Raw genomic sequence first — 12,456 nt, 5'->3', positions numbered from 1 at the left:
ATTTAACGATTTATACTCACGTTTTTACATTAGAAAACGCATCAAATGAAAATAATGTGATCAAACAGGCATTTTTTTATTTTCATTTGCTTTTAATTAACAGGGCGGTACAGGAAGACACGATGACCACACAGTCACAAACGGTCATAAACGGGCACAAAAGCAAAGGGGGATGGGTTTTTGTTTGCTTTTGTTTGTGACCGGATGGCGGTCAAAAGAGGGAAAAAACGTCGCTGGAAGGGGGAGAAATGTGATTTTCATCACATGAAGTGACGAGGGCACCGCCATCTTTGCTGGACGTTTTCACGGTCGCAGCACCCCATCGACGGGCAAGGTAATCTTATCAGGCACTGCAGGAGAGAGAGTTATGTTACCGCTGGAACGTCATCGCTTAATTGTCGAGTTGTTAGGCCAACATGGTGTCATGCGGGTCGATGAGATTGCGCAAGCAACCCGGGTTTCTCGTGAAACGGTACGTCGGGATCTCAGTGAACTGGAGCGAAAAGGTGTTTTAAACCGCAGTCACGGCGGGGCGCTGTTGGTCGAAAACCCACCGCCCACTCCCAGGGGGCTCCCGTCTGGTCTACCGATCCAGGATGGGCAAGGGAGCTTTCAGCAACGTACATTGCGGCATAGCGAAGCCAAAATGCGTCTTGGCCGCAAAGCGCTGCAGCTGCTACAGCCTGGGGACACCATTCTCCTGGACAGCAGCAGTACCAGCTGGTTTATGGCACGCCAGATACCCGAGATGGCGTTAACGGTTATCACGCCGTCTGTCGCTATTCTGCAGGCGCTGATGAGCCGTCGCTCCTTACACCTGATTGGTCTAGGCGGTGATTTTTCACCGACCGAGGAGGCTTTCTTCGGCGAAATGACGGGACGCATGCTGCGCGAATATGCCATCGATACGTTTTTCTTCTCGTGTCAGGGGCTGGAGCGCGACAGCGGTCTGTATGCCGGAACGGACGCTCATGCCGCCCAGGTAAAGCAAATGATGATGGCAGCCCGTCGGGTCGTGGCGCTGATCGACAGCAGCAAGCTGGGACGGCTGGGGGTGGCAAGGATCGGCGGTCTGGGAGAACTGGATTGCTTGATAACCGAAGCATTTGATGATCCGCTGCTCGAAAAAGAGATGACCTGGCATAACGTCAGCACACAAATTGCCTGAGTGTACCGTCACGTCGTGACGGTGAATCTATGCATTGTCGACACACCGCACCGTGCGGTGGGGCCAGACTTTGCCTGAAATCAGCGAATGACCGGAATTAATACCGAAACAGAGAGGCATTATGCGTTATTACATTTCCCCCTCACTCATGTGTATGGACATGATGCAGCTGAGCGACCAGCTGAACTTTTTGAACAGCAAAGCGGACAGATTGCATGTTGATGTGATGGATGGCCACTATGTCAAAAACCTGGCGCTCTCAACCAGCTTCGTGGCACAAATTCGCCCCTGGACCACTTTACCTGTCGATGTTCATCTGATGGTCGAAGAGCCGATGGCGTTTATCCCGGCCCTGTTGGACGCCGGAGCGGACGCCATCTCCGTTCACCCTGAAACCATCAGTCGTGAAGCCTTCCGCGTGATCAATACCGTACGCCAGGCCGGCAAACAGGTCGGTATGGTGCTGAATCCCGCCACGCCGCTGGAAACGCTCAGCCACTACCTACACCTGCTCGATAAAGTCACCATCATGACCGTGGATCCCGGCTATGCCGGTCAGCCTTTTATTCCTGAAATGGTCGAAAAAATCGCCCGGCTTCAGCAGATCAAGCAACAGCGTGGACTCAGCTTTCTTATCGAGGTTGATGGCTCATGTAACCGCCAGACCTACCGGAAATTGCTTGAGGCAGGCGCCCAGGTGCTGATTTTGGGAAGCAGCGGTTTATTCCGCCCGGATGTACCACTTGCACAGGCCTGGGACACGCTGATCCAGGATCTTGACGAGGCGAGTCATTCCCCGGCCCACGCATAAAGGAGAGAGCAATGTCAGGCAAAGTCTGTGTATTTGGTTCATTTAACTGCGATATGGTTGCCCGGGTTGAACGCTTTCCGGTTCCTGGCGAATCCCTGGTCGCTTCCGGGAGTATGACCAGCGCCGGTGGCAAAGGCGCAAATCAGGCGACGGCGGCGCTGAAGGCCGGTGCCAATGTCCACTATATCGGCAAGATTGGTGAAGATACTTTTGGCCACTTCGCGCGCCAGCATCTCAAGACAGTGGGATTTAATGCCGTCACCTTACTGGTGACCGATGAGGTCCCCACCGGTAACGCGCTTATCTATGTCGCAGGCGATGATGCTGAAAACATGATTGCTGTCGATCCTGGCGCCAACATGACGGTGACCGATGATGAAATTGCCGGTTGCATTCCGGCGATCGGCTGCGCCGATGTGGTGCTGGTTCAGCTGGAGAATAATCTCTCTGCAATTGAACAGGTGGTTGCCGCAGGCAGGGCCTCCGGCGCCTTCGTGGTACTCAATCCCGCCCCCTGGCAACAGGTCGACGATGTCTTTCTCAGCAACGTGGATTTACTGACCCCCAATGCCACGGAAGCCTGGCTGATGACCGGATGTCGGGTAGACGATCTGCCTGGCGCCGAACAGGCGGCCGAGGTGTTGCACTCGCGCGGAGCGAAAAACGTCATCATCACCCTCGGGGCGAACGGCGCTTTACTGAGTGAACAGGGCGTGAAAACCCATATCCCGTGTTTCCCCTCTCAGCCCTGTGATACCACGGGAGCAGGCGATGCCTTTAATGGGGCACTTGCTGCCCGCCTTGCCTGCGGCGATGCGCTCCATGAGGCCACCCGGTTTGCGGCGGCCTATGCCGCGGTCAGCGTCGAAAGGCGCGGCGCCTCATCTTTGCCCGATTATGAAGAAGCTCTGGAACGTCTTGTCCATGCCACTTCTGATGTTGAAGTGGCCTGAAACCCTACTGTAAAAAAACGATAACGAGGATAGACCATGAGTACGCTGATTACTGACAAAGTGGAGAAAGATGCGGTTCACCACGAAAAGCTGGATACCAGCGCCTATCTGGCGCATACCCCCTGGCTACAGTTTTTACTGGTATGCTGCCTGTTTGCCCTCTGGGGTATGGCAGGTAACCTGAATGACATTCTGATTGCCCAGTTTAAAAAGGGCTTCGATCTGACCGATACCCAAACGGCGTTGGTACAGTCGATTTTTTTCCTTGGCTACTTCTTTGTGGCGCTGCCCGCCGCCGCGCTGATCAAACGCTACTCCTATAAAGTGGCGATCGTGATTGGCTTATGCCTGTACGCGCTGGGCTGCTTTCTGTTTGTGCCCGCGGCTCAAATTATGACGTATGGCGCTTTCCTTGCCTGCCTGGGTGTGATTGCCTGCGGCCTCTCTTTTCTTGAAACATCCGCCAATACCTATTCCAGTCTGCTGGGACCGATACAGTCTTCAACGCAGCGCATTAACTTCTCGCAGATTTTTAACTCTCTGGGGGTAATTTCCGGCGTCCTTATCGGTCAGGTGATGGTCTTCGGCGAACACGATCCGAGTCACGAACAACTGCTGGCCATGCCCGCTGAGATGGCAGAAGCGGCGCGGCATCAGATGGTGAGTCAGGTCGTCGGACCTTATCTGATTATTGGTTCGGTGCTGGTTGTGCTGGCGCTGGTTTTTGTCTTTATTAAGTTCCCGTCCTGCAAGGGGGAACAATCTCAGCAGCAGCAGACGCCAGGCGAGAGTATGGGGCCGACGCTGAAACGTCTCTTTGCGCTGCCGCGTTTTCGGCTGGGTGTCCTGTCGCAGTTTCTCTACGTCGGGGCGCAGGTTGGCGTCTGGAGTTTCACTATTCGTTTCGTACAGCTTGTTCAGCATGGGACCAGCGAGCACTCCGCCACCTACTGGCTGCTGGCCTCACTGGTTATCTATGCCATCGGTAAAGGTATCGCCACCTGGCTGATGAATCGTCTGAATCCCGCGGCGCTGCTGGGAGCGTTTGCATCGGTGGCGACGGTGCTGCTGCTGGTTGCGGTCTTCAGCCACTCGATGTTAGCGGTCTATGCGCTGATACTGGTGAGTTTCTGCATGGCACCGTGCTGGCCAACCAACTTTGGTCTGGTGATTAAAGGGATGGGCAAAGATACGCAAACCGCCGGTTCCATTGTGGTGATGTCGATCATCGGCGGGGCGGTGATTCCGTTAGCGATGGGAATTATCTCCGATCTCAACGGCGGCAATATGCAAATCGCCTTTATGGTGCCGTTGTTATGCTTTGTGTATGTCGCTTTCTATGGCTTCTGGTGCGTGCGTAAAGGAGTATAAAATGCGTGACCTGATACGTAATTTAGCTCATATCGGCTACCAGGTGCAGGATATCGTGCGCTCGTTGGCCTTTTATCAGTCCCTCGGCTTTGTGCTGCAGCGCCGTTTTAGCAAACCCTCGGCGAGCGGGAATATTGAAGTCGCGTTTATCGAAATGGGTGGGGTGGTACTGGAGCTGTACCAGCTACCCAATGGCCTCGCCTTCGATCGCGCTCGCTGCGGGATAGACCATATCGCGCTGGAAGTCAGCGATCTTGCTGCGGTCATGACGATGCTCACGACGTTAGGTTATCCGCTGGATGAAGGGCCGGTCGAGGAAGAGAAGGTCCGGTTCCTGCTGATTCGTGGCCCGGATGGCGAACGTCTCGAGTTTGACCAGTCTCTGGCGTAATACTCACTTCGCGCGCGCCTTTGATAACAATAGGGTTAAAGGGCCGTCTACCGGTTGGTGGGCAGGGCGCACCGATGACCTGGGTCGGCAAGTCAGTCTGCTGGCGCCTTAGCAAAGCATTCAGGCAGGTTAAATAACCTGCCTGATTTATTTTCCACCCGCCGAAATGTCACAACCAACGGGACGCATCCGGTGAGACGGGTAAAAAAAAGCTCCGGCGGATAGCGCCGGAGCGGGTTTCAATTTACGCCAGACTGAAACTTATTTATTGTCCAGCGCGTAGGCAATCACGTAATCCCCACGATCCGGAGACTGGCGGGCGCCGCCTGCCGAGATCAGAATGTACTGTTTACCGGTTGTCGGTGAGACATAGCTCATCGGCGTACCGCCGCTGCCTACCGGCAGACGGGCTTTCCACACTTCTTTGCCGCTCGAGGTATCGAAGGCGCGCAGGTAATAGTCCTGAGTCCCGGCAATGAACACCAGTCCGCCCTGAGTCGCCAGCGTACCGCCCAGCGTAGGCATGCCAACCGGCATCTGAACACGCATTTTGATACCAAACGGTCCGGTATCCTGTACCGTACCGGCCGGAACCTGCCAGACGATTTTCTGGGTCTTCAGATCGATAGCCGACAGCGTACCGAAAGGCGGTTTCTGGCATGGGATCCCCAGCGGAGACATGAAGCGGTCTTTATTCACGCCATACGGCGTGCCTTTCAGCGGTACGGCACCCATCCCGGTGTTGACCGACTCGCCGCCGTTACTGGCTGCCGCCCGGTTGTTGTCCTGCTTGATCATCTGCACCCACAGGCCAAGACGCATGTCGTTGACGAACAGGTACTGATTATTGGGGTCAATAGACATACTGCCCCAGTTCATGCCACCCAATGAGCCCGGGAAGCTCAGGGACTTATCGGTATCCGGCGCGGTGAACAGACCATCATAACGCATCGATTTAAAGCTGATACGGCACATCAGCTGGTCGAACGGCGTTGCGCCCCACATATCCGATTCGCTCAGCTTTTCATTGCCAATCGATGGCATGCCGACGGAGAACGGCTGCGTTTTAGAATACTGTTCGTTCGGAATCGTGCGGGTTTTGACCGGCAGTTCTTTGACTTCAGTCAGCGGCTTACCGGTCAGACGGTCGAGCACAAAGATCTGTCCGGTTTTCGCGCCAATCACCACCGCCGGTTTGGTGGTGCCATCCTTCATCGGGAAGTCGATCAGGCTGGGCTGCATCGGCAGGTCGAAGTCCCACAGGTCGTTATGAACCGTCTGGTAAACCCACTTCTCTTTACCGGTAGTCGCATCGACGGCCAGCACGGACGCGCCGTATTTGTGGTTGAGCGCAGTACGGTTGGCCCCCCACAGGTCAACGGATGAGCTACCCATCGGCATGAACACGGTATTCATCGCCGGATCGTAAGACATCGGGGCCCATGAGTTAGGCGTACTGCGGACGTAGGTCTGGCCTTCCTGCAATTTGGCCGTAGGATCCTGGTTGCCCGGGTCGAAAGCCCAACGCATCTGACCGGTGATGACGTCGAAGCCACGAATAACGCCGCCAGGCATATCGGTTTGCACGTTATCGGCGACACGGCCGCCCACCACAACGGTGGTTCCGGCGAGGGTCGGGGCAGAGGTCAGCTGATATTTCGGATCGCTGGCGTCACCCAGACCGGCTTTCAGGTCAACGATGCCGTTATTACCAAAGGCGGAGCAAAACTCACCGTTATCCGCGTTAATAGCGACCAGGCGGGCATCGATGGTGTTCATCAGGATACGACGCTGACAGGTGTCACCGGCGGCCAAAGTCGGCAGGGGTACCGGGGTGGAACCCGGTACGTCAGGCTGAACGATAGGTTTGGTGGCATCGAAATAAGCCAGACCGCGGCAGCGGTTCCATACCTGAGATTGGGCGTTGATTTCACGTTTCCAGATCTGCTTACCGCTGTTTGCATCAACGGCAATCACGTTGTTATGCGGAGTACAAAGGAAAACTTTATCACCCACCTGCAGCGGCGTTTGCTGATCTTCCGCGCCGTTCCCGCCAGGGCTGATCGGAATATCGCCGGTATGGAAAGTCCAGGCGACCTTCAGGTCTTTGACGTTGTTACGGTTAATCTGATCGAGTGCGACGAAGCGGTCACCGCCGGGGGTATTACCGTAGTTTTCCCAGTTTTTTTGCGCTTTATTTGGCTCAACCGGGATCAGCGGCAGCTCTTCCCCTTTGAAGGCGACGGTCGGGTGCGGCTGGAACATTTGTACGAAGGCGCCCAGCATGCCGGCGGCTAATACGACCGCGAGGGCATAAGACGGTTTTCTGAAGCTGCTCTTGCCTTCGCGCTGACGCAGCGCGGGCCAGGTGGCAAAGCCAAACAGCATAAAGCCGGTGGGGACCATCAGACGGGAGACCAGCGGCCAGAAATCCCAGCCGGCATCAAACAACGCCCAAATCAGCGTCCCCAGAAAAACCAGAATGAACCACACCACAGCAGAGGATTTACTGCGGAAATACTGGACGGCAGAGAAGAGCATCACTATGCCGGCAATAAGAAAATACCAGCTACCGCCGAGAGAAATCAGTTTTCCCCCTTCAATGGCAAAGAACAGGCCGCTAAGACTTAGCGCCACCCCTAATATACAGCACCATATCCTGAGCACAGGGCTCGGCCGGTCGTGTAATTCAGACATGCAGGAACTCTCCGAAAAAAGCGTGATAGTTGTTACAGGGTCATGCGGGCAGATCTCTTCTGTAGAAAGAAGTACAACGACCTCAGCATAATCATTCAGCAGGCAATTGTACCACCTGGTTCAGGTCAATGTTAACTACTCATGCTTTTTAAACCATTTTCTTAACAAATTTGTACAATCGTCGTTAAAAAGCTTTTTTCAAACCAGCGGATCGCTGGGAAAAAACCTGAAACCTGCTTCAGTTAACCGAATGGTCCACATATGATGTCGGCGGGATCTCAGAGGCCAGAAGATACAACGGTTGAGAGGGGAGATGACGCCTGTTCGTTTGCGCCGGTGTTTATACGAAAGTTAAGCGGACTTGTCCCCGGCGCGGGATATGCTTTAATTACCGTGGTTGCGGTAATCGCATCGTATTGAACAGAAATGGAGTTCATTGAATGAAGAACAATCTGATTATCTCGTTACTGTCCGTCATGGCTTTTTCCGCCTGCGCCGGGAGTGAATTAACGGTCAGCGATCTGGCGAAAAATACGCAGACTCAGGCCCTGTTTGCGCAGATGACGCAGCATCACTCGCTACCAGAGTGGGTTACCCAGGGGGGAACCTCATCGCAGGCGCAGAACGTGACCATTGGCAGCGTCCGCTATGTCGTTCTCCAGTCCTGCAAACCGCATGACTGTGCGTCACAAAGTATTGCGGTGCTCTATTCTCAGGAGGCAAAAAAAATGACCGGCGTCTTTTCCGTGAGCGCTGAGGACGGCGCCGAGCAGAAACTCAGCTGGCTGAATGTTCCCGATGAGCTATCGATAGACGGTAAAACGGTGCTGTTTGCCGCGCTGAGCGGCAGTCTGGATAACCATCCGGAAAGTTTTCACTTTAAATAATCCGCTGGCTTAAAGGGCAATCTGCGACGGGGCTGTTGTCGTCGCTGGCTGAGCAGGCGCCTGCCGCCGGTTTTTCGCGGGCGGCCGGTGCCTCAGCGACGGGCAAGGCCGGCGCGCCTGTGCCGCCTCGTCATGCTTCAACGGCGATGCGTAACTTTTTCATCGCATTTTGCTCCAGCTGACGCACCCGTTCCGCCGATATCCCGTAGCGTTCCGCCAGTTCGTGCAGCGTGGCTTTATTGTCCTCATCCAGCCAGCGCGCGCGGATAATCTCCTGGACATCTTTCGCTGAGACACCCAGCTCCCGGGCGACCATCTCTATTTCATCATGATTGAACCTGCCAGGGCGCTGCCTGGCTTTTCTCAGATTAAAGAAAAGTTTGCGCTGGGCTTTAGTCGTCGCCACTTTGACGATGCGCCAGTTACGCAGCACGTACTCGTGGATCTCGGCCTTGATCCAGTGTACGGCGAACGACACCAGCCTGACCCCGACGTCCGGGTCGAAGCGGCGTACGGCTTTCATCAGCCCGATGTTGCCTTCCGTTTGCCATCTGCGATGGTCGCGGAGACGGGCCGGTTTCGCCGGGCGGGGCCTTGCGCTAAAATCACGCCACTAGCAAAATATATAGTCGGAAATAAGCAGAAAATTATGATGTACTATTTTAGGGATAATGATTTATACCAGCATTTGCACGACATGGTATTGAATAGCGATATACCGGTGCTGCGGGTAATTGCCATCTTTATTCTTTTACACTGCGTGGCCCACTACCTGGTTTTGCCATATCTCGATCGCAAAGTCGCGAAGAAAAAAACATCAAAACTGACGATCGTTACCCATCATCACTTCTTTCATCGTATGGTATTAACCCTGCAAGGGGCAGTGCTGGCCGCCCAGCTGTCATTTATTGCCAACCCACACCATGAAATACTGGCGTGGATCCTGACCGGCGCGCGGATCTGGACCCTGACATTTGCGCTGCTCGCATTTTATGCCTTTATTGATGTTATCTGCGATTTACTCAAAACAAACCTTCAGTTTAAGGGCTTGCCTTATCACGGCCTTCAGCAAAGCCTCAAGCTGGCGGGGGCGGTGATTTATAGTATTTTACTTATTTCGCTGCTGGTTGATAAATCACCGCTCATTCTGTTCAGTGGCTTAAGCGCCATTGCGGCAGTGCTGTTATTGGTCTTTAAAGACCCGCTCCTGGGGCTGGTCGCCGGGATACAGCTTGCCGCGAATGATATGCTGCAGCCGGGGGACTGGATTGAACTGGATTCCCTCGGCGCCAATGGCTCCGTCCAGGATATCGGGCTGACGACGGTCAAGGTGCTTAATTTTGACAATACCATCACCACTATTCCGACCTATACCCTGGTTTCCGGCTCGTTTAAAAACTGGCGCTATATGGTGGAGCATGGCGCCAGGCGCATCCAGCGTACGATTAATGTCGATATCGCCACGGTACGCATCCTGACCCCTGAGGGGAAACAGGCAATCGTTAATCATGACGCATTAGCATCGCTGATGGCCGCTGACTCAGCGGCGAAAACCAATATCGAACTGTTTCAGGAATACGCTAAAGCCTGGCTGGCGCAGCATCCAGCTATCAGAACGGACATGACGCTGATGGTCAGACAGCTACCGTCCACCACCTACGGTTTGCCGGTCGAGTTCTATGCCTTTGCCAGCCAGACTGAGTGGGTCGCCTATGAGCAACTACAGAGTGAGATCTTTTCTCACCTGATGGGCATCATCTCGTTGTTTGATCTGAAGATCCATCAGCTTTCATGAGCGCATAGCATCCCGTTATTACTCCTTCTGCTACGCTTAAAGCTGATTTCACCTGCGGCAAGTCAGGAGGGTGAAATGCCCGCTTGCCGGGCGCGCAAAACAGGCCCGGCGCACCGGTAATCGGGTCAGTAATATAAAAAGAAGTCTTGTTTAAGGACGTTAAAAAATTTTGGCATCGATCCTAACGACCTGCCGCTCAACGTTATCAGCAACGCCATCGAACGTAATTTTTTGCATATGACCCGACAGAAACCTTTACCACCGATACATATCAACCCGATCGTTATTTTAATCTGACATAACCACGCTCTTCGGCCCCTCATTCCGAGGCGGCCAGCGGATAGGGAGAGCCAATCATGGAGATACATTATGCTAAATTTTGACCGTCGTACTCCTCAACTTCTGAGTGAAGAGATCCTCAAAAAACAGCGCGGGGTTTTGCTGGTCGTTGCCTTCCTGTTACTGGTTGGCGGACTGATGTGCCTGATCAATCCATTTGCCACCGGGACCGTACTGAGCATTTTCGTCGGCGTCCTGCTAATGCTGAGCGGCGCGGGATTGATCGTTGGTATGTTTGCCAACCGTGCGCAAAACACCTGGCCCACGATCGGCGGTATTCTGCTCGGTATCGCCTATCTACTCTTTGGCTATGTTTTTATCACCAGCCCGCTGGCGGGGATTCTGGCGCTGGCCGTTTATCTGGCGGTGCTGTTTGCTTTTGGCGGTATCGCGCGCCTGGTCGCGGGGTATGTACATCGCGGGCTGCCGGGAAACTGGCTGCAGTTTGTCATCGGTATTCTCGATCTGGTCATCGCCTGGACGCTGATCGGTTCAGGGCCGGAAGCTTCGGTGACGCTGGTTACCGCAATTGTGGGGATTGAGATGCTGGTGAGTTCTTTCGGCTTGTTCCAGGCCGCCCGCCTGTTTAAACGCGGTTAAGCGCGGCGGGTAAAAAGACCGGGCCAGCTGGGTAGCCCGGTCTGTTCTTAGTGCATTCTCATGCCGGCGGCGGCCATCAGCAGCTTACAGCGTCGCCACTACTCCTGGCGCCAGCACGCTGGCCGCCCTGATAATGACCATCCACATCCGCTTTTTCCAGAACGGGCGAGGCGTCTCGTTTTCGCTGTTCATAGCCGTGTTCTCCGTTAATGTATGCCTCAATGGTAGCCTCATCAGCGCGGAGAGGCGGCCAGCCAGACAGAGATCGACGGCGGGGTCATATTTGGCCAGATGCTAATCCCGAGGCCGGTAAAACCAGGGAAAATCAACCCGAGGGTCAGCATAAAGGGACCATCGCTTGTCCGGCGGTTATAGGCGCTGCGGACGGGTGAAGAATATTTTTCCGCGAAACGGCTTAGGCGGTGGGCTGACCCATGATCAGGCCGTCACGCAGGATATCCGTTATCTCGCTAATCTCTGACATTGCCGACATTTTGACCATTGCCGGAAAGAAAATATCAGGGGAAGGGGCCAGTGGAATGACGAAACACTTTTCCAGACGTCGGGCATCCACCTCGGAAGCGGGTAACAGCGAGACCGCCTCCAGACCCGATTCCAGACAATCAATGATCGCTTTAGGCTGGGTGATATGCATGATAATGTTAGGATATTTCCCGTTTTCCGAAAACAGGTCGACAAATTTCTCGTATATTCCTGTCCCCTCGTAGCGCCTTAGCAGAACCAGCGGCATTGACGCCAGCTGCGATATCGCCAGCGGTTCGTGCGGCGCAACCGGTAATATTTTTTTATTAATCACCGCCACCGTTGCTACCGGAGGAAATTCATGGCACTGAAAAGCGTCATCCGGGTGCGGCCGCTGCATAAAAGCGATATCAATGAGACCATCATGAAGAAAAGATTCTAAATTACTGGAGTCCGAAACGGTAATACGTAATTCAATATCTGGATTGCGGCGATATAACTCCAGAATAAGCGGCTGGAAATAAGATTGAAATAAATGAGTCAGTCCTATACGGATAAAAGCGTTTTCCCGCTGGGCTATTTTTACCGTCTCCCGAACGGTATCTTCAAGCTGATTGAGGATCTGGCATGCGCGGTGATAAAAGTAATTACCGGCAGTGGTTATTTCCACGCCGTTTCTGCTGCGGACCAGCAGCTGCGCGCCAAGCTCGTCCTCCAGCTCCTGAATGCGCTTACTCAGCGGCGGCTGGGCCATATTCAACTGGCGCGCAGCCTCGCTGATCGAGCCGTGCTCGATGACTTTGCAGAAATACTTTATGCGTTTTAAGTCCATCTGATACTTACCTTGATAGTCACTGCTTTGCGAGTTATAGGAGGGTTAGGGCGGGATGTCAATAAACTTAAGTCGCACAGGGATATAATTACAGAGCGTATGCCATTGTCTTTTTTGTTAAACAAATAT

Annotated in this window: 11 protein-coding genes and 2 pseudogenes; 8 read left to right on the top strand and 5 right to left on the bottom strand. The window is 53.9% G+C overall.

Going from position 1 to position 12,456, the window contains the following annotated elements; translation table 11 throughout:
* The first annotated feature begins 367 nt into the window (after positions 1–367).
* The 5 genes from GRPL_RS08635 to GRPL_RS08655 all read left to right on the top strand — a co-directional run bounded on the left by GRPL_RS08635 (position 368) and on the right by GRPL_RS08655 (position 4,694).
* Positions 368–1,168, top strand: coding sequence for a DeoR/GlpR family DNA-binding transcription regulator (locus GRPL_RS08635; protein ID WP_032696200.1), 801 nt, complete (start codon positions 368–370; stop codon positions 1,166–1,168).
* 121 nt (positions 1,169–1,289) lie between these two features.
* The gene (gene alsE / locus GRPL_RS08640; RefSeq protein WP_032687720.1) at positions 1,290–1,979 is read left to right on the top strand and encodes a D-allulose 6-phosphate 3-epimerase; all 690 of its coding nucleotides are present in this window, start codon (positions 1,290–1,292) and stop codon (positions 1,977–1,979) included.
* 11 nt (positions 1,980–1,990) lie between these two features.
* Positions 1,991–2,932 carry a ribokinase gene (locus tag GRPL_RS08645; RefSeq protein WP_032696199.1) on the top strand — a complete coding sequence of 314 codons (942 nt, stop codon included), beginning with the start codon at positions 1,991–1,993 and terminating at the stop codon, positions 2,930–2,932.
* 36 nt (positions 2,933–2,968) lie between these two features.
* On the top strand, positions 2,969–4,303 hold the full coding sequence (gene fucP, locus GRPL_RS08650) for an L-fucose:H+ symporter permease (RefSeq protein WP_032696198.1): 1,335 nt from the start codon (positions 2,969–2,971) through the stop codon (positions 4,301–4,303).
* A 1-nt stretch (position 4,304) separates the two neighbouring features.
* Positions 4,305–4,694: a VOC family protein gene (locus GRPL_RS08655; RefSeq protein WP_032687717.1), complete on the top strand. Its 390-nt coding sequence runs from the start codon at positions 4,305–4,307 to the stop codon at positions 4,692–4,694.
* Between the two features lie 261 nt (positions 4,695–4,955).
* Here GRPL_RS08655 and GRPL_RS08660 read toward each other — a convergent pair whose 3' ends face one another.
* Complete coding sequence (locus GRPL_RS08660; RefSeq protein WP_032699851.1) at positions 4,956–7,391, bottom strand: glucose/quinate/shikimate family membrane-bound PQQ-dependent dehydrogenase; 2,436 nt, start codon at positions 7,389–7,391, stop codon at positions 4,956–4,958.
* 440 nt (positions 7,392–7,831) lie between these two features.
* Between GRPL_RS08660 and ivy the strand changes: the two genes are divergently transcribed.
* On the top strand, positions 7,832–8,278 hold the full coding sequence (gene ivy, locus GRPL_RS08665) for an Ivy family C-type lysozyme inhibitor (RefSeq protein WP_032699849.1): 447 nt from the start codon (positions 7,832–7,834) through the stop codon (positions 8,276–8,278).
* A 130-nt stretch (positions 8,279–8,408) separates the two neighbouring features.
* Here the strand turns inward: ivy and GRPL_RS08670 are convergent.
* A pseudogene (locus tag GRPL_RS08670) lies at positions 8,409–8,819 on the bottom strand (sigma-70 family RNA polymerase sigma factor); the annotation flags it as partial.
* Positions 8,820–8,927: 108 nt separating this feature from the next.
* Between GRPL_RS08670 and GRPL_RS08675 the strand changes: the two are divergent.
* On the top strand, positions 8,928–10,073 hold the full coding sequence (locus GRPL_RS08675; RefSeq protein ID WP_158491140.1) for a mechanosensitive ion channel family protein: 1,146 nt from the start codon (positions 8,928–8,930) through the stop codon (positions 10,071–10,073).
* Between the two features lie 369 nt (positions 10,074–10,442).
* Positions 10,443–11,012 carry an HdeD family acid-resistance protein gene (locus tag GRPL_RS08680; protein ID WP_032699846.1) on the top strand — a complete coding sequence of 190 codons (570 nt, stop codon included), beginning with the start codon at positions 10,443–10,445 and terminating at the stop codon, positions 11,010–11,012.
* A gap of 84 nt (positions 11,013–11,096) precedes the next feature.
* Here the strand turns inward: GRPL_RS08680 and GRPL_RS27005 are convergent, their stop codons facing one another.
* The 3 genes and pseudogenes from GRPL_RS27005 to GRPL_RS08685 form a co-directional block, all read right to left on the bottom strand.
* Positions 11,097–11,204, bottom strand: a complete 108-nt coding sequence (locus GRPL_RS27005) for a DUF2474 domain-containing protein (protein ID WP_257331908.1) — start codon at positions 11,202–11,204, stop codon at positions 11,097–11,099.
* A gap of 47 nt (positions 11,205–11,251) precedes the next feature.
* Positions 11,252–11,362 (bottom strand): annotated as a pseudogene (locus GRPL_RS28265) (ubiquinol oxidase subunit II); the annotation flags it as partial.
* A gap of 65 nt (positions 11,363–11,427) precedes the next feature.
* Positions 11,428–12,327: a LysR family transcriptional regulator gene (locus GRPL_RS08685; protein ID WP_032687713.1), complete on the bottom strand. Its 900-nt coding sequence runs from the start codon at positions 12,325–12,327 to the stop codon at positions 11,428–11,430.
* Between the last annotated feature and the right edge of the window lie 129 nt (positions 12,328–12,456).

The organism is Klebsiella planticola ATCC 33531 (genome assembly GCF_000735435.1).
In the GTDB taxonomy this organism is placed as follows: domain Bacteria; phylum Pseudomonadota; class Gammaproteobacteria; order Enterobacterales; family Enterobacteriaceae; genus Klebsiella; species Klebsiella planticola.
This window is presented reverse-complemented; position numbering and strand designations above follow the sequence as displayed.

Coding starts and splice junctions, on each gene's coding strand:
- GRPL_RS08635 (WP_032696200.1), top strand. CDS start 368: ATGTTACCGCTGGAACGTCATCGCTTAATTGTCGAGTTGTTAGGCCAA.
- alsE (WP_032687720.1), top strand. CDS start 1,290: ATGCGTTATTACATTTCCCCCTCACTCATGTGTATGGACATGATGCAG.
- GRPL_RS08645 (WP_032696199.1), top strand. CDS start 1,991: ATGTCAGGCAAAGTCTGTGTATTTGGTTCATTTAACTGCGATATGGTT.
- fucP (WP_032696198.1), top strand. CDS start 2,969: ATGAGTACGCTGATTACTGACAAAGTGGAGAAAGATGCGGTTCACCAC.
- GRPL_RS08655 (WP_032687717.1), top strand. CDS start 4,305: ATGCGTGACCTGATACGTAATTTAGCTCATATCGGCTACCAGGTGCAG.
- GRPL_RS08660 (WP_032699851.1), bottom strand. CDS start 7,391: ATGTCTGAATTACACGACCGGCCGAGCCCTGTGCTCAGGATATGGTGC.
- ivy (WP_032699849.1), top strand. CDS start 7,832: ATGAAGAACAATCTGATTATCTCGTTACTGTCCGTCATGGCTTTTTCC.
- GRPL_RS08675 (WP_158491140.1), top strand. CDS start 8,928: ATGATGTACTATTTTAGGGATAATGATTTATACCAGCATTTGCACGAC.
- GRPL_RS08680 (WP_032699846.1), top strand. CDS start 10,443: ATGCTAAATTTTGACCGTCGTACTCCTCAACTTCTGAGTGAAGAGATC.
- GRPL_RS27005 (WP_257331908.1), bottom strand. CDS start 11,204: ATGAACAGCGAAAACGAGACGCCTCGCCCGTTCTGGAAAAAGCGGATG.
- GRPL_RS08685 (WP_032687713.1), bottom strand. CDS start 12,327: ATGGACTTAAAACGCATAAAGTATTTCTGCAAAGTCATCGAGCACGGC.